The organism is Gordonia sp. LMA484 (genome assembly GCF_058129505.1).
Window position 1 is genome coordinate 4,949,445 of record NZ_CM176700.1, and the last position, 17,766, is coordinate 4,967,210.

16 protein-coding genes are annotated in these 17,766 nt (G+C 67.7%); 6 read left to right on the forward strand and 10 right to left on the reverse strand.

Going from position 1 to position 17,766, the window contains the following annotated elements; all coding sequences use genetic code 11:
* Position 1: 1 nt before the first annotated feature.
* From AC4AMJ_RS21940 to AC4AMJ_RS21975, 8 genes are all read right to left on the reverse strand, one after another.
* Positions 2 to 1,831: a proton-conducting transporter transmembrane domain-containing protein gene (locus AC4AMJ_RS21940; RefSeq protein ID WP_489914675.1), complete on the reverse strand. Its 1,830-nt coding sequence runs from the start codon at positions 1,829 to 1,831 to the stop codon at positions 2 to 4.
* Between the two features lie 5 nt (positions 1,832 to 1,836).
* The gene (locus tag AC4AMJ_RS21945; RefSeq protein WP_489899013.1) at positions 1,837 to 2,139 is read right to left on the reverse strand and encodes an NADH-quinone oxidoreductase subunit NuoK; all 303 of its coding nucleotides are present in this window, start codon (positions 2,137 to 2,139) and stop codon (positions 1,837 to 1,839) included.
* Positions 2,136 to 2,699 (reverse strand): NADH-quinone oxidoreductase subunit J, encoded by a 564-nt coding sequence (locus tag AC4AMJ_RS21950; RefSeq protein WP_489914677.1) that lies wholly within the window; start codon positions 2,697 to 2,699, stop codon positions 2,136 to 2,138. Before AC4AMJ_RS21950 ends, AC4AMJ_RS21945 begins: the two co-directional genes overlap by 4 nt.
* 3 nt (positions 2,700 to 2,702) lie before the next feature.
* Complete coding sequence (locus AC4AMJ_RS21955) at positions 2,703 to 3,638, reverse strand: NADH-quinone oxidoreductase subunit H (protein WP_489914679.1); 936 nt, start codon at positions 3,636 to 3,638, stop codon at positions 2,703 to 2,705.
* The gene (locus tag AC4AMJ_RS21960; protein WP_489914681.1) at positions 3,631 to 4,770 is read right to left on the reverse strand and encodes a hypothetical protein; all 1,140 of its coding nucleotides are present in this window, start codon (positions 4,768 to 4,770) and stop codon (positions 3,631 to 3,633) included. Before AC4AMJ_RS21960 ends, AC4AMJ_RS21955 begins: the two co-directional genes overlap by 8 nt.
* A complete protein-coding gene (locus AC4AMJ_RS21965; RefSeq protein ID WP_489918488.1) occupies positions 4,761 to 5,084 on the reverse strand; it encodes an NADH-quinone oxidoreductase subunit A in 324 nt (107 codons plus the stop codon). The genes AC4AMJ_RS21960 and AC4AMJ_RS21965 overlap by 10 nt, the downstream gene beginning before the upstream one ends.
* Positions 5,085 to 5,277: 193 nt before the next feature.
* Positions 5,278 to 6,066, reverse strand: coding sequence for an alpha/beta fold hydrolase (locus AC4AMJ_RS21970; RefSeq protein ID WP_489914683.1), 789 nt, complete (start codon positions 6,064 to 6,066; stop codon positions 5,278 to 5,280).
* A gap of 163 nt (positions 6,067 to 6,229) precedes the next feature.
* Positions 6,230 to 7,273, reverse strand: coding sequence for an NAD(P)-dependent alcohol dehydrogenase (locus tag AC4AMJ_RS21975; RefSeq protein ID WP_489899008.1), 1,044 nt, complete (start codon positions 7,271 to 7,273; stop codon positions 6,230 to 6,232).
* 185 nt (positions 7,274 to 7,458) lie between these two features.
* On the opposite strand from AC4AMJ_RS21975, the gene AC4AMJ_RS21980 reads away from it, so the two are divergent.
* Together AC4AMJ_RS21980 and AC4AMJ_RS21985 are read left to right on the forward strand one after the other, a co-directional pair.
* A complete protein-coding gene (locus tag AC4AMJ_RS21980) occupies positions 7,459 to 8,787 on the forward strand; it encodes an MFS transporter (protein ID WP_489914685.1) in 1,329 nt (442 codons plus the stop codon).
* Positions 8,784 to 9,149: an ArsR/SmtB family transcription factor gene (locus AC4AMJ_RS21985; protein WP_489899006.1), complete on the forward strand. Its 366-nt coding sequence runs from the start codon at positions 8,784 to 8,786 to the stop codon at positions 9,147 to 9,149. Before AC4AMJ_RS21980 ends, AC4AMJ_RS21985 begins: the two co-directional genes overlap by 4 nt.
* Here AC4AMJ_RS21985 and AC4AMJ_RS21990 read toward each other — a convergent pair.
* Entirely contained in the window at positions 9,116 to 9,418 is a 303-nt protein-coding gene (locus AC4AMJ_RS21990; protein ID WP_489914687.1) for a hypothetical protein, read from the reverse strand. The genes AC4AMJ_RS21985 and AC4AMJ_RS21990 overlap by 34 nt on opposite strands.
* A 123-nt stretch (positions 9,419 to 9,541) precedes the next feature.
* Between AC4AMJ_RS21990 and AC4AMJ_RS21995 the strand changes: the two genes are divergently transcribed.
* From AC4AMJ_RS21995 to AC4AMJ_RS22005, 3 genes are all read left to right on the forward strand, one after another.
* Positions 9,542 to 10,942 carry an ABC1 kinase family protein gene (locus AC4AMJ_RS21995; protein WP_489914688.1) on the forward strand — a complete coding sequence of 467 codons (1,401 nt, stop codon included), beginning with the start codon at positions 9,542 to 9,544 and terminating at the stop codon, positions 10,940 to 10,942.
* A gap of 134 nt (positions 10,943 to 11,076) precedes the next feature.
* Positions 11,077 to 12,552 (forward strand): cell envelope lipid trafficking protein PgfA, encoded by a 1,476-nt coding sequence (gene pgfA, locus AC4AMJ_RS22000; protein WP_489914690.1) that lies wholly within the window; start codon positions 11,077 to 11,079, stop codon positions 12,550 to 12,552.
* A gap of 298 nt (positions 12,553 to 12,850) precedes the next feature.
* Positions 12,851 to 14,422: an IS1380 family transposase gene (locus AC4AMJ_RS22005; protein ID WP_489914692.1), complete on the forward strand. Its 1,572-nt coding sequence runs from the start codon at positions 12,851 to 12,853 to the stop codon at positions 14,420 to 14,422.
* A 524-nt stretch (positions 14,423 to 14,946) separates the two neighbouring features.
* On the opposite strand, the gene AC4AMJ_RS22010 is transcribed toward AC4AMJ_RS22005, so the two are convergent.
* Positions 14,947 to 15,903, reverse strand: coding sequence for an alpha/beta hydrolase (locus AC4AMJ_RS22010; protein WP_489899002.1), 957 nt, complete (start codon positions 15,901 to 15,903; stop codon positions 14,947 to 14,949).
* A gap of 342 nt (positions 15,904 to 16,245) precedes the next feature.
* On the opposite strand from AC4AMJ_RS22010, the gene AC4AMJ_RS22015 reads away from it, so the two are divergent.
* The gene (locus AC4AMJ_RS22015) at positions 16,246 to 17,733 is read left to right on the forward strand and encodes an amidase (protein ID WP_489914694.1); all 1,488 of its coding nucleotides are present in this window, start codon (positions 16,246 to 16,248) and stop codon (positions 17,731 to 17,733) included.
* The last annotated feature ends 33 nt before the right edge of the window (positions 17,734 to 17,766 follow it).

Consider the following 17,766-nt stretch of genomic DNA (forward strand, 5'->3'; position numbering starts at 1 on the left):
ATCACCTCACGAGGACGAGAACGAGAACGGCAAGGGCGAGGACGACGACGATCTGCAGGTAGTACTCGTGCAGTTGTCCGGTCTGCGGGCGCCGGGCGAGCGCACCGAGGCGCCCGGTGAGGCCGGCGGTGGCCTCCACCGCGCCGTCGACGTCGCGGGTATCGATCCGGGCCGCGACGCGCGCCACCCGGGTGGTACCGATCGCAGCGGTGTCGACGGCGTGGTCGAGGCGGTCGTCGATGCGGGCGAGCGCTGCTGCCGCCCACCGGATCGGCTCGACGATGGCGACCCGCACGACGTTCTCCATGCCGAACCACGCCGCCCCCCAGCGCGGTTCGGGAACGCCGCGCCACCACACCAGCGCCAGCACAATGACGGTCAGCAGCGCAGACGCGGTCAGTTCGAGGGCGGTGGGCTCGACGGTTGGACCTTCGTCGAGGGCGCGGGCCAGAGCCGCCCCCGCCGGCGGCAGGGCCAGGACACCGGCCACCGCCGCGCCGGTCGCAAGAATCGCAACCGGCAGTACCTCCCCGAGTCCCGGCGAGATCGCCGACCGCGTCGATCGATCGGGTCCGGACCGACGCAACACCACCATCACCACCTTCCCCGCATAGGCGGCCGAGAGCGCCGCCGCGAGCAACCCGAGGCCATACAGCCACGGCGACTCGTCTGCGGCGGCCGCCAGGATCGTGTCCTTGGTCGCCCACAGCGACAGCGGCGCAAGGCCCGCCAGCGCGAGCGCGGCGACGACGGCCGCGGCCCCGAGCACACGCCACCGGCCGGCCACCCCACCGAGACGGCCGAGGTCCTTGGTGCCCAGCGCGGACAACCAGGCCCCGGCGGCGAGGAAGAGCGCGGCCTTGGTGAAGGCGTGCGCGATCAGCTGCGCCGACCCACCGGCCACAGCGCCGAGTCCGGCTGCGGCGACGACGAATCCGAGTTGCGCCGACGTGGACGCCGCGAGGAGCTGCTTGAGGTCGCGCTGGGCGATCGCGACGACCCCGAGCACGACTGCGGTGGTCAGTCCGACCCACGCCGCGGCCGGGCCCGCCCAGCCGGTCACGGCGAGCAGCGGAGCGGTCCGCAGGAGCAGGTAACCACCCATCGCGACCATCGCCGCGGAGTGCAGCAGTGCGCTGACCGGGCTCGGCCCCTCCATCGCCCGCGAGATCCAGAACGAGAACGGGAGTTGCGCCGCCTTGCCCAGTGCGGCCACCAGCACACCGAGCGCGATGACGTCTCGCCACCCACTGCTCGCCGCGGACAGATCCGAGAGCGCCAGTCCCGCCCCGCCGGCCAGCGCGGCACCGGCCGCGACGTAGAGACCCAGATCGGCGGTGCGGGTGGTGACGAACGCGACCAGACCGGCGGACATCTTTCCGTCCGTGCGCCAATCGAATCCGATCAACGCATACGACGCCGCCCCCATCAGCTCCCAGGCGAACAGCAGGGCCGGCAACGTGGCCGCGGTCGCCGTGATCATGACCGCGGCGAGAAACAGCAGCATCAGACCGTGGAACCGGCCCGGCGCGTCGGTGATGTCGGCCGCCGCGAACACGAGCACCAGCAACGCGACCACGGCAACCGACGGAACCACCAGCGCGGCAAGGTCATCGAGCTCCAGTGTGAAGTCGCTGCCGGCCATGAACGGCATCGACACGCTCGGTCGGCCCGCCGCCACCACCGCCGCGAGGCCGGCCACGATTGCGGCGGTCGTGACGCTCACCGGGGCGGCGGCACGACCGGCCCGCGGGGTCAGCGCAAGGAACGCTCCGACGACGGCGGGTACCAGAACGAGGGCAGCCAGGGCTGCATCGGCGACGGTGGTCATCGGTATCACTGCGCGAGATCGTCAGCCATGTCGGTCATGTCGGCACGACGGTGGCGGTGCAGCAACGTGGCCACCGCGAACCCCATCGCCATCTCGACCGTCATGGCCGCGATGATGACGAGGAGCAACACCTGCCCGGTGGGATGCGGCGCCAGAAACCACCACACCCCCGCGGCAGCGAGGATCACGCCGTTGATCATGAGTTCGAGCCCCATCATGACCATCACCACGACCTGCTGAGACAGGGCGCCGTACAGGCCGACGCAGAAGAGTGCGGCCGCGACGAGGAGAACGGTCTGCAGCGTCATCGGCCCACACCTCCGGGTTGCGGATCCTCGGCCGGTCGGGTCTTGAGGTCGTCACCGAAGCGGTCGTAGCGGGTTCGCTTCATGGCGAGCACGATCCCGGCGACCATGGTCGCGACCATCACCGGGCTGATCACCACCATCGCCAGCATCTTCGGACCCATCAGCGCTTCGCCGAGCGCCCGGGTCACGTCCGGTGACTCGGCGCCTCGGCGTTCCGGCCAGTCCGCCAACAGGATTCCCGCAGCGAGAAGTGCGAACGTGCCGACCGACACCGCGAGGGCCCAACGTTTGTCGTGCACCATGCTCATCGGCATGAGCGCCGGGTTCATGCCCATGAACATGACCATGTAGACGGCCATCACCGCCATCTCCATCACCATCATCAGGATGGTGACCACCCCGACATAGTTCTGCTGCAGCAACAGGATCGCCACGCCGACCGCCACGAACGATATCGCCAGCGCATAGGTGGCCCGCGCCATCGAGTCGACCCAGAACACCGCGGCGCCGGCCGCGACAGCGAGCACCGCACACACCCAGAACACGATGCCGACGAGCATGATTCATCCCCTCCAGACTGCGATGACGGCGACGATCAGATCTTGCACGAGCACGAGTGGCAACAGGACCACCCAGCCGACCTCCATGAACTTGTCCGGCCGCAACACCGGTAGGCGACGGCGCAGCAACACCAGAACGGTGAGCAGCACAAGCGTTTTCAGACCGACCCAGGCCCAGTCGGGCAGGAACGGTCCGGCACCGCCGCCCAGGAACATCGGTACGGCGAATGCCGCGCCCGCGGATAGCAGTGCGAGCCGACCGACTTGAAAGGCGAGTCGGTCCACGCCGGACAGTTCGGCGAGCACGCCGCCGGCGACATCGGCGCCGACCGCCGCGGAGAACGGACCCCACACCGAGAATGCGGTCACGCCAAGGCTGTAGACGATGAAAGCGACCGGCATCCACACCACGTACCACAGCCCGGTCTGCGCGGCCTCGACGTCGGCGACCCGTAGACTCTCCGCGGCGATCGCAGGGGCGACGAGGGCGAACATCAGCGGGAGCTCGTAGCCGAGACCGTGAGCGAGGAAGCGGTATCCGCCGACGAGCGCGTGCGCCGAGTTGACGCCCCACCCGGTCAGCCACACCAGGGCCCAGATCATCACGTCCATCGCGTTGAACCACACGACGCCCACATCGAGGTCGAACAGTGTCCACCTGCCCACCGGGATGACCGTGATCATCAGCAGCGCCACGACACCCAAGCCGTAGGCCCCGGCCCGCCACAGCAGCGTGTCCGCCGCCACGGTGACGCGGCGACGCTGCCGCATCAGCCGCGCGCCTTCACGCAGCGGGATCAGCGCCGCACCCGTGCCGTGTCGCCGACCCTCGGCGAGCAGGCCGTCGAGGGTCGCAGCGTAGAGGGCGAAGATGCCGAGCAGCGCCGCGGCCACAAGCGTCCATACGGCAGGAGCGGTGCCGACCATCGAGTCATCCATCGCGGTCCTCGACCTCTCCACCGGGATGCGCCCCACCGGGAAGCAGGGCGGCGGGATCGATTCCGAGCCCGGCGATGACCAACCGTGCCGTGGCGAGATCCAGACCGGCGATCAGACCACCGACCGCCTCGAGCCCGGTCGGCATGGGGGGCGTCGGCTCCGATGTCGACTCCGGATCGATGAGCTCGCAGACGTAGTCGATTCGGCGCAGCAGTCGATCGTAGATGTCGCCCTCACCTGATCGGTCGCCGCGAGCGGCGCGGGCGCCCAGGTCTCGTAACGACCAACGCAGGATCGCCGAGCGCCGAACGGTACGCCGCACGGTGCGCAGCGCCGCGACGACGTCGGCGTCCTCGGGATTCATCAACAATGCGTCGCGGCAGTCGCGGGCCCTCTGTGCAGGCGCCGGCCATCCGGCGAGGTCGAGCAGGTCGGCGATGACGTCGCACTGACGTGCCGCCTGCTGCGTGGTGTCGAGGGATGCCGGTTGCGGCGCCACGTCATCCGCGTCGAGCAGGTGGGCGTGCGCCTCGGTGACGACGTCACCCTGCAGCGTGCACCGCACGACGACCCCGGCCGGCCAGTACTTCAGGACCGGACCGAGCGTCACGTGGAGGACGTCCATTTCGAGTTCGTCACGATCGTCGCCGCCCTCGGCAAGAGCGATGCCGGCAGGCGCCATCGAGCCGTGGTCCATGTGCTCGTGGTCCATGTGCTCGTGATCCGTGTGCTCGTGGTCCATCGAGCCGTGATCCATGCCCTCATGGCCGGCCTCCTCAGCCGCCTGGCCGTCGCGGTCGAGGGCATCACGACGCTGCTCACCGACATCGGCGAGCCGAGCCGCAGCGTCGTCCAAGGTGTCATCGATCGCGTCGATCGCGTCGATGTCGATGCGCACCCGAGGACCCGGAAGCTGTTGCCAGACAAGGTCGATCGCTTCACTCAGCGCAGGCCCCGGCGTGCCGCAGACCGCGAGGACATCGGCATCGGCGGGCGAGGCCGCGAGCACCCATCCGCGGGCGCGCAGCCGGGCGTCGAAAGTGGCCTGCAGATGCCATCGGCCCGGCACACCCACCAGCAACACGTGGGCCCGTCGTGCCGCGGATCTCCCCAGCAGCTTCCTCACACCCATCGCAGCGCACCTTCACGCCAGGCCCATGCGATGACGACGAACAGCGCCGCGAGGAAGACGAACATCTCGACAATCGCAGAAACCCCGAGATCGGCGACGACGACCGCCCACGGATACATGAAGAGCATCTCGACGTCGAAAGCGAGAAACAAGAGCGTCGCCGGATACCACCGCACGTGAAACCTGGAGAGAGCGTGTTCCTCCGGCGTCCATCCCGACTGAAACGGGAGCGATGTGAGCAGGGTGGGCGACACTGCCGTGAACCGGTGGATCGTGAGTACCGCCACGATCACCGCGGCGGCCACCATGAGCATTGCTCCCACACCGGCGTAGATGTCAGACCTCCTTCGGAAGCACACGGCGCCGCCATTGCTGGAGGCACCCGTAATCCGATCCGCTCTGCGTCAAACCTCTGCACAGTTTTATACCCCTTAGGGGTATCGGTCAAGCGCAATTCATGAGTTGTCAACACAGCGGTACGAGTTCAAGCGGCGGGAGCTGCCGATATCAGGCCAGGAAGTCGGCCACCATCCGCGGCCAGTCGCGCAGTTGCGCCGGCGTCGCAGCCACCGACAAGACAGCCTCGGGGATTGCCTCGGCCAACTGTTCCCCACTGGACACCGGATGCGCGTCGTCACCGGTCCAGCACAGTACGAGTGCCGGGAGTTTCAGTGCAGCAAAAGCTTCCGGAGTCGGCAGATCGGTAATCGCCGATCCACGTAACACCCAGGGATAGATCGACGACCGCACCGAGATCGGACCCACATGACGTCTCACGTCCGCGAGTGCAGGGGATGCGGGCTCGTCCGGCGCAGCACGCAGATACGCGGCCAGGCCATCGCGTTCGATCTCCGCGGCATCGGCCGACCGCAGTGCGGCCATCGCGGCCCGGGTGACCCAGATCGTCGGCGGCGTGGTCAGGACGATCCGATCGAACCGATCCGGTTGCGCGAGAGCCGCATACAAGATCGTTGCCGTGCCCATCGAAGAGCCGATCGCGGCGACCCGCTCATTCGGAGCCGCGACGTCGAGCAACGCGAGCAGATCACGCCCGAGTTCAGGCCAAGTGTACTCGTGCGCGGTCATACCACCGGTGGATCGACCATGGCCCCGCGCGTCGTAGCGAATGAGACGGTGCCCCGAACTCACTGCCCGCCAATCGAACTGGCCCGCCAACTCCTGACCGTAAGCGCTCGACGTCATGCCATGCGCCCAGATCGCCGTGGGCCCGCGACCGGTCTGATTCCACGCGATCCGGGCGCCACGGATGTCAGCGTGGTGAAACGACGGGGTCATGTCGTCGATTCAACTCCCTACGGTGAGGGGTGACGTCGCCGGCCCTTCGTGACGCATCCTCGCGAGCGTCCCCCCGGTCCCTGAGGAGCGAGCTTGCGAACGCCCCCCGGTCCCTGAGGAGCGAGCTTGCGAGCGTCACGAAGGGCCTACCAGCGAGTCCCGATCAGAGCGTCGCCGTGTCGATGACGAAGCGGTAGCGCACATCACTGGCGACCACCCGGTCGTAGGCCTCGTTGATCTGCTCCGCGCCGATGACCTCGATCTCGGAGCCGATGCCGTGCTCGGCGCAGAAGTTCAGCATCTCCTGGGTCTCCGCGATGCCGCCGATCATCGAGCCGGCGAAGCTGCGTCGGTTGGCGGTGACGGCGAATGCCGGGATCTCGATGGGATGTTCGGGCAGACCCAGCTCCACCAGCGTGCCGTTGATGGCGAGCATGCCGAGGTACTTCTGGATGGGTAGGTTCGCCGACACTGTGTTGATGATCAGGTCGAACTCGTTGCGCAGCGTGTCGAAGGTGTCCGGGTCGCTGGTCGCGTAGTAGTGATCGGCGCCGAGACGCAACCCGTCCTCCATCTTCTTGAGCGACTGCGACAGCACGGTCACCTCGGCACCCATCGCGTGGGCGATCTTGACGCCCATGTGGCCCAGCCCGCCGAGTCCGACGATGGCGACCTTCTTGCCGGGGCCCGCGTTCCAGTGCCGCAGCGGCGAGAAGAGCGTGATCCCGGCGCAGAGCAGAGGCGCGGCCTCGTCGAGACCGATGCCCTCGGGAATGCCGCAGACATAGTTCTCGTCGACGACGATGGCCGTGCTGTAGCCACCGTGGGTGGGCTCGCCATATCGGTCGACGGCGTTGTAGGTGCCGGTCATGCCGCGCTCGCAGTACTGCTCGTCGCCTGCCTTGCAGGGCTCGCATTCACGGCACGAGTCGACGAAGCAGCCGACGCCGACGCGGTCGCCAACGGCGTAGCGCGTCACGTCGGAGCCGACGGCGGACACGATGCCGGCGATCTCGTGGCCGGGCACCACCGGAAACGCGGTCCGGCCCCACTCACCGCGGGCGGTGTGGATGTCGGAGTGACAGATACCCGCATAGGCGATGTCGATGACCACGTCGTGCGGTTTCGGGTCCCGGCGCTCGATGGTCGAGGCCTCGAGCGGCCGGTCGGAGGCGGTGGCGATGTAGGCGTTGACGGTGGTGGGCATGGGTACTCCCTCTCTTCGACGTCAGATGTGTGCGTGGGACTTGTGGTCCGGGCACGGCGCTGCGGGGCTGGCCCGCACTCGTTCCAGTGTTCCGGAGAAGTGCCGACGCGTGGGACGACGAGCGAATAGATCACAGTCAGGAATATTCATGTGCGCATATGCGCACACATGCTTACCATCTAGGGGTGGCAGCGCTGTTCCGTATCCCGACGTTCCGTCGCCTTTATGCCGCACAGGTGGTGTCGCTGCTGGGTACGGGATTGATGACGGTGGCGCTCGGTCTGCTGGCGTTCGATCTGGCCGGCAGTCAGGCGGGCGTTGTCCTCGGCACCGCCCTGGCGATCAAGATGATCGCCTACGTCGTCATGGCACCTGTGATGCGCGCGGTCTGCGCCCGATGGTCCGCGAGATCGGTGCTCGTGGGCGCCGATCTCGTCCGCTTGTCGATGGCGGTCGCGCTGCCGTGGATCGGCGAGATCTGGCAGGTCTATCTACTGGTCTTCGCGCTGCAGTCGGCGTCGGCCACCTTCACCCCGACCTTCCAATCCGTGATTCCGTCGGTGGTGACCGACCCCGACGACTACACGCGCGCGGTGTCTGCCTCGCGGATCGCCTACGACCTCGAGTCCGTGGTCAGCCCCATGATCGCCGCCGCACTGCTGACGGTGATCGGGTACTCGTTCCTCTTCGTGGGGACCGCCGCCGGGTTCGCCGGGTCGGCCGTCCTGGTGCTGTCGTCGGGCCTGCACGGTGCTCCCGGCAAATGTGAAAGTGCGGGTTCGGTCGGCGACTTCTGGCACCGAGCCACATCCGGACTGCGGGCCATGGTGAATCGCCCCGTCCTCCGCGGGCTCCTCTGGGCCAATGTGGCCACCGCCGCGGCGACTGCCGTCGTGGTGGTCGGTTCGGTTGGTTACGTCCGTACGATGCTGGGACTCGACCCCTCGATGCTCGCCGTCGTGCTGGGCGTGTTCGGCACCGGGTCGATCACTGCGGCCATCGCACTACCGTGGCTGGTGGGGCGGCTCGGCACGGTGCGCGTCGTGTGTGGTGCGGCGATGGTGTGCGCGATGACCCTGGCCGGACTGAGCGCGATGCTCGCACTGACCCCGGGGCTCGCGGCGCTGCTGGTCCTCTGGTTCGTCCTCGGCATGGGGACGTCGTTCATCAACACGGCCTCCACCCGCCTGCTGCGCGATCACACAGGAGACGCCGACCGGGATGCGGTGTTCACCGCGCAGTTCTCCGCATCGCACGCCGCGTTCCTGGTGACCTATCCGGTCGCGGGGTGGGGGCCGGCCCTTGTCGGCCCCTGGGCGACACCGTTGGTTCTGGCGACCCTCGCCGCGACGGCGGGAGTCACCGCGCGGCGGATCTGGCGTCGCGCCGCGTCGTCGAACCCGGCTCACGGACGCGGGTCACCTACGATGGCAGGCGAGGCCCTGACCGCCTGCGAGCGGGTTGGCCCGGTGCAGGCGGCACTGTCGATCTCGCGAGGAGGCTCGGCCAGATGATGGACGACACGGCGCCGGCGCGCGAGTCCGACAGCCTGCACCACGCGATCGAGCCCGACCCCGCGCTGCTCGGCGCGGCGACGTCGGTGTTCGCCATGCTGGCCGAGCCCACGCGACTGCACATCGTATGGTTGCTGTCCGCCGGCGAGGCCGACGTGGGTGCGTTGACCGAGGCGACCGGTGCCTCACGGACCGCGGTCAGCCAGCACCTGGCCAAACTCCGTTTCACCGGCTTGGTCGACACACGCAAAGACGGCCGCCGCGTCATCTACCGAATACGCGACGGCCATCTGAGCCGATTGATCACCGAGGCCCTCAACCATGCCGATCACCAGATCACCGGTGAACCGACACATTCGTGAGGCCCGGACCACGTCTTACTGCCACTCCGACAGGTAAGCGGGGTCTGTCCCGTCGGCCCCTGCACGTAGCGCTTCATGTAGGCCTGCTGCCAGCGATTGTTCCACTGCGGCAACGGCAGCGGGAACCAGTAGCCACTGTCGAGCCACATCTGACCGAGCAGCGGGACCGGCTGCCCCGAGATGTCACGCCAGGTACCGATCGGCGGGTTTCGGTCGTATCTGTCTCGCGCATCGGCGCCCCCGAACGCCAGGTGTGACGAGATCCCCATCACCGAACCGCGCGCCCAAATCGGCGGCTTGACCGGGTACGTCGTCCGGGATCAGGCATTGTCCGACCCCACCCGACCGGGTCGTCACCTGGGATGAGGGGGTCCGGATCGTTACACTTGCCGATGGTGACAACGCAGAACTCCGCAGATGCAGGCCGCCCGAACGTGCGGCCCGACCTCCGCGCGCAACTGCCCACGGTGTCGGCGCTCACCGAGATCACGCGGTTCGGTGCGGCGACCGCCCACACGGCGGCGGGTGTCGGACGCTTCTTGTTCCACACCGCACGCGACGCGATCGGCGGCCAACCGCCGACGGCCCGCCGGGTCGCGCACGAGATCCGCACCACGTTCGAACATCTCGGTCCGACGTATGTGAAGCTCGGCCAGCTCATCGCGTCGAGCCCCGGGGTCTTCACCGACACGCTCTCCACCGAATTCGAGTCGCTGCTCGATCGGGTGCCGCCCGCCGAACCCGCCGTCGTCCGCGCGCTGTTCATCGAGGAGCTCGGACGGCCGCCGGAGGAGGTCTTCGCGACGTTCGACGTCGTTCCGATCGCCTCCGCATCGATCGCACAGGTGCACACCGCCACCCTGCATTCGGGCGAAGAAGTCGTGGTCAAGATCCAGCGCCCCGGCATCGTCGACCGACTCGCTCCCGACATCGCGCTGCTGGAGCGATTCGCGGGTCTCGCAGAGATCTCCGAGTACGGCCGCATGCTCAGCGCGCGGCACGTCGTCGAGGACTTCGCCGACGGCCTCGATGCCGAACTCGACTTCCGCAACGAGGCGAACACGATGCGCGAGTGGTACGAGTGTCTGCGACCCGGCCCGTTCGGCGACCGGGTGCGCGTGCCCGAGGTCTACGACGCCTACACCACCTCCCGTGTGCTCACGATGGAGCGCATCTACGCGATCCGCATCGACGATGTGGAGTCGGTCCGGGCGGCCGGGCACGACGGTGTGGCATTGTGCCGCAACCTGCTGCTCTCGCTGCTCGAATCGGCATTTCACGGTGGGCTCTTCCACGGCGACCTGCATGCGGGCAACGTCCTCGTCGACGCCGACGGCACGCTCGTACTCCTCGACTTCGGCATCGTCGGTCGGTTCACCCCGCGTACCCGCCGCATCCTGCGGCAGCTGGTCGTCGACCTGCTCGTACGGGGCGACTACGAGTCGGCGGGGCGGGCCATCTTCCTTCTCGGCGCGGTTCATCGGCCGGGTTCGACGACCAAAGGCGCCGAGGACATCAAGAACGTCGCGATGCCGTTGTCTTCGACCGACCTCGGTTCGATGTCCTACACGGACCTCGGCCGGCAGCTGGCCGCGGTCGCGAAAGCCCACGACGCACGACTACCGCGGGAACTGGTGCTCGTCGGCAAGCAGCTACTCTACGTCGAAAAGTACATGAAGTTGTTGGCTCCGCGATGGAAAGCCATGTCCGACAAAGAGATCTACGGCTACATGGCCGGCATCATGAAGGAGGCCGAGCGGGATCGGCGTACCGATCGCGCTCAGATCCGGTGACGGAATGATGGTCCGCGGGGCCATCACACCGACCTGTATCGGCCCTCCGCTGTCAGAAATGCCCATGAGGTTCGCAGCCTCCGGACTCCTCGCCGCTAGGGTTGGGGCGTTGAGTCCTGACACGGGAGTGGAGAATGAGACGACTTTGGCTGGCGTTGCCGGCGTTCCTCGGCGCCGCATGCATCGCCGCTGCCATAGCCATACCGCTGTTCCTGGTGCCACAGCTGCGTGTGGTGCCCCTCGACCTGGACATCACGTCGGTGTCGACGACGGTGCCCGAGGACGGTTCCAGCGGCGACCGCTTCCCCGCCCAGATCTTCGATCGGTGCTCGGTGACCCAGCGCAAGGCGCAGGTGCTCGACGCCCATCTCACCCAGCAGCGGCGGTCGGTCATCGTGGACCCGTCGGATCGGCGCCAGGCCACGCTGCAGTCCGCCCAGACCGTCGAGATCGACCGGTATCGGAACTCGCAGGGCGACGAGACGGAGCCGACGATGGCGGCCGCCGACGCCGACCGTAAGTGTGACGACGGGTTGCTCACCGCGAACATCGACCGGGTCTCGGTGAACCGCAAGACGTCAGTGCCGAACGGGACCGTGAGTTCCCTGCAGTTGGAGGCCGCACCGGAGGGCGTCAATCCCAAGGACGTCTCGGTGGACCTGCCGGACCGCAAGGGCTTCCAGTACAAGTTCGGCTTCGACGTCAAGAAGCGCTCGTATCTCTACTACGACACCAACACCCGCCAGGACATCCCGATGAACTTCGTCGGGGAGAAGACGATCAACGGTCTGACGACCTACGAGTTCGCCGGCGACGTCCCGGAGACCGATGTCTCCAGCCTGCCCAACGCGCAGGGTGAGGCGGCGCTGGGCACCATGTTGACCATGCCCGCCAGCTGGTGGGGCATCTCGGGTCCCGGCGTGAAGCCGAGCGACAAGGTGACGATGCACCGCTACGCCACCGCAAACCGACACGTCTGGGTCGAGCCGCAGACGGGCACCATCGTCGACGGCCTGGAGGATCAGCACCAGTACTTCCGGTCACCCGACCAGAGCAGCGACACCCCCGCACCGATCCGGGACTTCCGTATGGACGTCCTCAAGGGCCGGTTCAAGTGGTCGGATCAAACCGTGGAGCATCAGACCACCAAGGCTCAGGGCTATGTGGATCAGCTCCGTCTCGGTGGCTTCTGGTTGCCGCTGATCCTCGGCATCGTCGGCGTGCTGCTGCTGGCCCTGTGGGGCTTCATGTGGTGGCGGGGACGTCGGCGTGGAGACGACACACCTGACGACGTTCCGCCGCCCACCGATGAGGATGCTGCGACGACTCGGCTCGACGAGCCGCAGGACGGCCAGGGCACCCACGCGGCCGCCGGCGCCGCGGCGGGCACCGCCGCCGGGGCAGCGACCACCACGCGAGCGGATCCGTGGGATCAGCCGACGGAGAAGATCCCGCGCGTGGAGTCCGCACCGGAGACGGACGCCGGTTCGCCCGCCGACGACTCGGCAACCCGGTCGTTTGGCCAGCCCACGGATGAGAGCGCAACGCGGTCGTCCCCCTCTCCAGCCGACGACGACACCCACCGATTCCGTCGCCCGTCGTCGGAGTAGGCGGGCGAAGTCGGCTCGGCACCTTAGGAAACCCCGGCGCGGGCAGCTATCCCCCGCTCCGTGAGACTGACGGACCCCGGTGCTGCCCCCGCTCCCTGAGACTGACGAACCCTCGAGCGGTGCCCCGCTCCCTGAGGAGGCCCCGCGCCGGAGCCCTACCCGCCCCCTGAGCCTGGATCCACCGGTTTGTGGAGGGTTTGTGTGTTTTGGGTGTTTTGGAGACGCGAAATGCCTTGCTGCAGTGAAAGGATGGGATTTGTCGAAGATCTCATCAGTCACACAGGAAGGCATCTCGCAGATGCAATTGTCGCATACCGTTGGGATTGGGTCCGCGCAGTTCGATGACGGCAATTTGGTGGCCTCGGCCGGGGTGGTCCCGGTGATGGCGCTGGCGCGTGCGGCCGGGTTGGACCGTCTGGCCGATGAGCATGTGCGTCTGGGTGGTGACACCGGCGCGCACGCCGGGGACAAGGTGGCCTCGCTGGTGGCGGGCATGGTGATGGGCGCCGACAGTATCGACGACATGGCTGTGCTGCGTCACGGCGCGATGGGCGCGGTCTATGACCGCTTGTACGCGCCGTCGACGTTGGGATCGTTTCTGCGGTCATTCAGTTACGGGCATTCGCGGCAGTTGAGTGCGGTCGCCACCCGCCTGCTCGGTGAACTGTGCCAGGGCAGCGGACTGCTCGACGGGATCGACGACTCGATGGTGATGGTCGATATCGACGACACGGTGATCGGGGTGTACGGGCAGGCCAAACAGGGTGCCGCGGTCGGCTACACCGGCGTCCGCGGCCTCAACGGGTTGTTCGCCACGATCACCCCGGCCCACGGTGGTGGGCAGGGCATCGGGCAAGGCATCGCGGCGCCGATCCTCGCTGGCGGCTGCCTGCGTCGGGGCTCGGCGGCCTCGGCCGCCGGCGCCCCACGACTGCTGCGCGAAACGTTGGCCACGGTGGGTCGGCTGCGCACCTGCCACACCACCACCACCACCACGGCCAGCACCGCCAGCACGGCCAGCACGGCCAGCACCGGCAGTACCGGCAGTACCGGCACGGACGTGACCAGTACCGATGCGGCTGGTGAGCAGGCCACTAGGACGGCGAGGCGCACCGCGAGCGCTGGTGAGGTCAGTCGGTCGGTGGTGGTGCGCGGCGATTCGGGGTTCTATTCGCACAAAGTGGTCGCCGCCGCCGTCGACCACGGCGCGTATGTGTCGATCGGGGTGAGTTTGTTCCCGGCGATCCGACGCAAGATCGACTTCATCGCCGAGGACCAATGGACGACGATCACCTACACCCAACCGGTCCTCGACCCCGACACCAACACCTGGATTCACCGTGCTCAGGTCGCCGAGACCGAGCATGTCGCCTTCACCAAAGCCGGCGCCAAACATCCCGTCACCGGCCGCCTGGTGGTGCGGCGGGTGCCCGCCGAAAAACCGACCAACCAGCAGGAGTTGCTCACCGGCTGGCGCTACCACGCGTTCTTCACCACCCTGCCCGCCGAGCACGTCGACACCGTGGCCGCCGACAAACTCCACCGCCGCCACGCAGTCATCGAACAAGTCCACGCCGACCTCAAAGCATCAGCACTGGCCCACCTGCCCTCGGGCGTGTTCGCCGCCAACGCCGCCTGGCTGCACTGCGCAGTGATCGCGTTCAACCTGACCCGCGCAGCGGCCACACTGACCAGATCACCACGATTGGCGCGCGCGACCACCGCCACCATCCGCCGTACCCTGATCACCGTGCCCGCCCGTATCGCCCGCTCCGCGCGGCGCCTGACATTACATCTGCCCCAACACTGGCCATGGGAAAACGAGTGGAACGAACTGTTCGACAACACCGTCCGCCGAAAACCCGCCTGATACCCTACCCACTCGCCACCCCCGGCCCGACCAACGAAAACCAGTGAAACAAGCCGAATTCAGAGATCGGCGACTCCCGCACACCCACCACACCCCCCAACAGCGACAACACCACTCACCCCACACCACAAACACGATCGGTGGATTCAGGCTGAGGAGGCCCGGCGGCGGAGCTCCACCCGCTCCCTGAGGAGGCCCGGCGGCGGAGCTCCACCCGCTCCCTGAGGAGGCCCGGAGCGCTAGCGGAGGACCGTCACGAAGGGGCGCCCTTCGTGACACTCGGCTAGCGCCTCGTTCCTCAGGGACCGAGTGGTGACGCCCGCAGGCTCGGAGGCTCCTCAACCGAGTGGTGGCGCACGCGGAACTCGGAAGCGACGGAATTCAACACTCACGACGCTCATCCACCCCCGGTGACGCTCGCCCTGATAGCCCCGCGGTTAGGCCCCTCAGCCCTCGACACAACGCAGATGCGGCCGGTGACCCGAAGGTCACCGGCCGCATCTGCGTGATTCAGTCTGCTGCGATCAGAAGAACGCCGGGCGGAAGGTCGTGGCCCAGGACTGCTTGAAGTCGTTCTGCCAGTAATCCCACCAGTGGACACCGTCCGGGGTGATGTGGGTGGTCAGCTTGACTCCCGGCACCAGCGCCACACGGCCGATGTAGATCTGGCTGCTGGTCGAGGCCGCGACCTCGAGCGGAACCATCTGCGCGAACTTGACCGGGTCGAAGTTCGAGCTGGCCGGGTTCACCGAGGTGTCGTACTTGCTGCCGACACCGGTGCCGGACGAGACGTAGACGTACTTGCCGGCGAGGTTGCCTGCGCTCAGGAACGGGTCGTTGGCAAACCACTCACCTGCGGGATAGAAGCCCCACATGTTGATCGGGTTGCCGCCCATCTCGGCGACTGCCGCCTGGATGCCCTGGGTGAAGCCGGGCATGGTGACGGTCGGGTAGCCGCTGTAGGACGCGACCGCCTTGTAGAAGCCGGGGTGGCGCGATGCGAGGTTCAGCGCCGAGGTGCCCGACATCGAGAGTCCGGCGATGCCGTTACGACGGTTGTCGCTGTTGTGCTTGCGCGCCATGTAGGCGGGCAGCTCGCGGGTCAGGAAGGTCTCCCACTTGTTGACACCCAACTTGGGGTCGGTGCGCTCCCAGTCGGTGTAGAAGCTGCCGCCGCCACCGAACGGAATCGCGACGTTGGTGCCCTTGCCGACCATGAAGTCGTCGACGTTGGTGTTCTGCAGCCAGCCGCTGGTGTTGTTCGGCGCACGGAGACCGTCGAGCACATACAGGGTCGGCTTCGGGCCGCCGCCACCTCCGTCGACGATGCGCACCGGGATGTTGCGGTGCATGGCCGCGGAGTACACGTACTCGGTGGTTCCGGCTGCGTGAGCCGTCGGAGCAGCAACCATGGTCACGCCCGTTGCGGCGATGACGGCCACAAGTCCGGCGACCAGGCGCTTACGGGCGCGTGTCAGCATTCACTAGTCCTTCTCGATCTCGACCTCGATGACGGGCCACATCAAAACTCTTAAGTCATTCTCACGGGATTCTATGGCTCCACGGCCGTGCCGCCACCCGTCGTGAGGCAGTGTAACGGATCGATAACACTCCGGCAAAAGCACGAACGACGGTCCTGACTTGCGATTTCGGCGCCCGGGACTCACCCTGCCACGGCGGACCTGCACAAACGTAAATCCAACTGAGAAGCGAAGATCCACCACGTTCAGGTTCCGTCCCCCCGACGCTATCGGGGTGTTATCGGTTTGCTCAACAAACGGTGACCATTCCCCGGCCTACAGGCATGCCCGTAGGGTTTGGCCGTGGACCTCAGTGAGTACCTCCGCCAGGACGCCACCGCGCTCGCCGACCTCGTCGCGAAAGGGGAGGTCACCCCGGCCGAGCTGCTCGACCTCGCGCGGCAACGCGCTGACCAGGTCAATCCGACTCTCAACGCCATCGTGCTGCGGATGGACGACGAGGCCGGCACCCGAGCTCGGCGTGCCGATCTGGCCGGGCCGTTCGCGGGTGTCCCGTTCCTGATCAAGGACCTCGCCCAGGAGTACCGGGGCTATCCGACGTCCTACGGTTCGCGCGCGCTGTCCCGCCACATCGCCACCGAGCACTCCAACGTCGTGTCCCGGTTCCTGGACGCGGGGCTGGTGATCTTCGGCAAGACCAACACACCCGAGTTCGGCGCGAAGGGTGTGACCGAACCCGACTTCTGGGGCGCCGCACGCAACCCGTGGAACCCCGGCCACACGCCCGGCGGATCGTCGGGTGGTTCCGGGGCAGCGGTGGCGGCCGGCATCGTGCCTGCCGCCGGCGCCAATGACGGCGGCGGATCGATCCGCATCCCGGCCGCGTGCAACGGTCTCGTCGGCCTCAAGCCGACCCGCGGGCTGTCGCCGTTCGGCCCGTCGACGGGCGAATCGATGTTCGGGATGGCGGTTCAGGGTGTCGTGTCCCGGACGGTGCGCGAAGCCGCCGCACTCTACGACGCGATCGTCGGCCCCACGCCGGGCTCGGTCTACCCCACCCCCACCGCCGACACCCCGTTCACCGACCAGATCGCGACCCCGCCGTCACGGTTGCGGATCGGGTACTCGTCGTCATCGGCGATCAACCCGAGACCCGATCCCGAGGCGGTCGCCGCCCTCGACCACGCCGCACAGGTGCTCGATGGCCTCGGACATCACGTCGAGGAGGTGACCCCGCCCTACGACGACGGCGCGCTGGCCCGCGACTTCTTGACCATCTGGTTCGCTGTGCTGGCCACCGAGGTCGACGAGGCCCGCGCCCAGACCGGCGCCACCGACCGCGACTTCGAGGCCGACACCCTGGCCCTCGCCGAACTCGGCCGGTCCTCGGGAGTCGTCGCCGCGATGTCCGCCCTCAACAAGGTCAACGACTACGTGCTCTCCCTCGAGCGGTTCCACCGGTCCTTCGACTACTTCATGACCCCGACGCTGGCCACCCCTCCCCTGCCGGTCGGCGCGACCACGACGCCACCTCTGCTGCAACGGGCGTCCCGTGTCATCTCGAAGGTCCGTGCGGGCAACCTGTTGGCTCGCACCGGAATCCTCGACGACCTCATCGAGCAGAGCCTCGGTTGGGTGCCCTACACCCAGCTCGCCAACCTGACCGGCCGCCCGGCGATCAGCGTCCCACTGCACTGGACCGCCAAGGGGCTGCCGCTCGGCGTCCAGTTCGTCGGCCGGCTCGGTGCCGACGGCGCCCTGCTGAAGCTCGCCGCCCAGCTCGAGCAGGCCGCACCGTGGGCACATCGGTACGCCGACATCGCACTCTGACCGACTGCTGCCGACAGCCCCGTCGCTGGCGCT

What these genes read in the sequence shown, in the direction of transcription:
- AC4AMJ_RS21955 (WP_489914679.1), bottom strand. Translation starts at nt 3,638, where the DNA reads ATGGATGACTCGATGGTCGGCACCGCTCCTGCCGTATGGACGCTTGTG.
- AC4AMJ_RS21975 (WP_489899008.1), bottom strand. Translation starts at nt 7,273, where the DNA reads ATGCCCACCACCGTCAACGCCTACATCGCCACCGCCTCCGACCGGCCG.
- pgfA (WP_489914690.1), top strand. Translation starts at nt 11,077, where the DNA reads ATGAGACGACTTTGGCTGGCGTTGCCGGCGTTCCTCGGCGCCGCATGC.
- AC4AMJ_RS22010 (WP_489899002.1), bottom strand. Translation starts at nt 15,903, where the DNA reads ATGCTGACACGCGCCCGTAAGCGCCTGGTCGCCGGACTTGTGGCCGTC.
- AC4AMJ_RS21995 (WP_489914688.1), top strand. Translation starts at nt 9,542, where the DNA reads ATGGTGACAACGCAGAACTCCGCAGATGCAGGCCGCCCGAACGTGCGG.
- AC4AMJ_RS21945 (WP_489899013.1), bottom strand. Translation starts at nt 2,139, where the DNA reads ATGACGCTGCAGACCGTTCTCCTCGTCGCGGCCGCACTCTTCTGCGTC.
- AC4AMJ_RS22005 (WP_489914692.1), top strand. Translation starts at nt 12,851, where the DNA reads ATGCAATTGTCGCATACCGTTGGGATTGGGTCCGCGCAGTTCGATGAC.
- AC4AMJ_RS21940 (WP_489914675.1), bottom strand. Translation starts at nt 1,831, where the DNA reads ATGACCACCGTCGCCGATGCAGCCCTGGCTGCCCTCGTTCTGGTACCC.
- AC4AMJ_RS21950 (WP_489914677.1), bottom strand. Translation starts at nt 2,699, where the DNA reads ATGCTCGTCGGCATCGTGTTCTGGGTGTGTGCGGTGCTCGCTGTCGCG.
- AC4AMJ_RS21965 (WP_489918488.1), bottom strand. Translation starts at nt 5,084, where the DNA reads ATGCTCATGGTGGCCGCCGCGGTGATCGTGGCGGTACTCACGATCCAC.
- AC4AMJ_RS21960 (WP_489914681.1), bottom strand. Translation starts at nt 4,770, where the DNA reads ATGGGTGTGAGGAAGCTGCTGGGGAGATCCGCGGCACGACGGGCCCAC.
- AC4AMJ_RS21990 (WP_489914687.1), bottom strand. Translation starts at nt 9,418, where the DNA reads ATGGGGATCTCGTCACACCTGGCGTTCGGGGGCGCCGATGCGCGAGAC.
- AC4AMJ_RS21985 (WP_489899006.1), top strand. Translation starts at nt 8,784, where the DNA reads ATGATGGACGACACGGCGCCGGCGCGCGAGTCCGACAGCCTGCACCAC.
- AC4AMJ_RS21970 (WP_489914683.1), bottom strand. Translation starts at nt 6,066, where the DNA reads ATGACCCCGTCGTTTCACCACGCTGACATCCGTGGCGCCCGGATCGCG.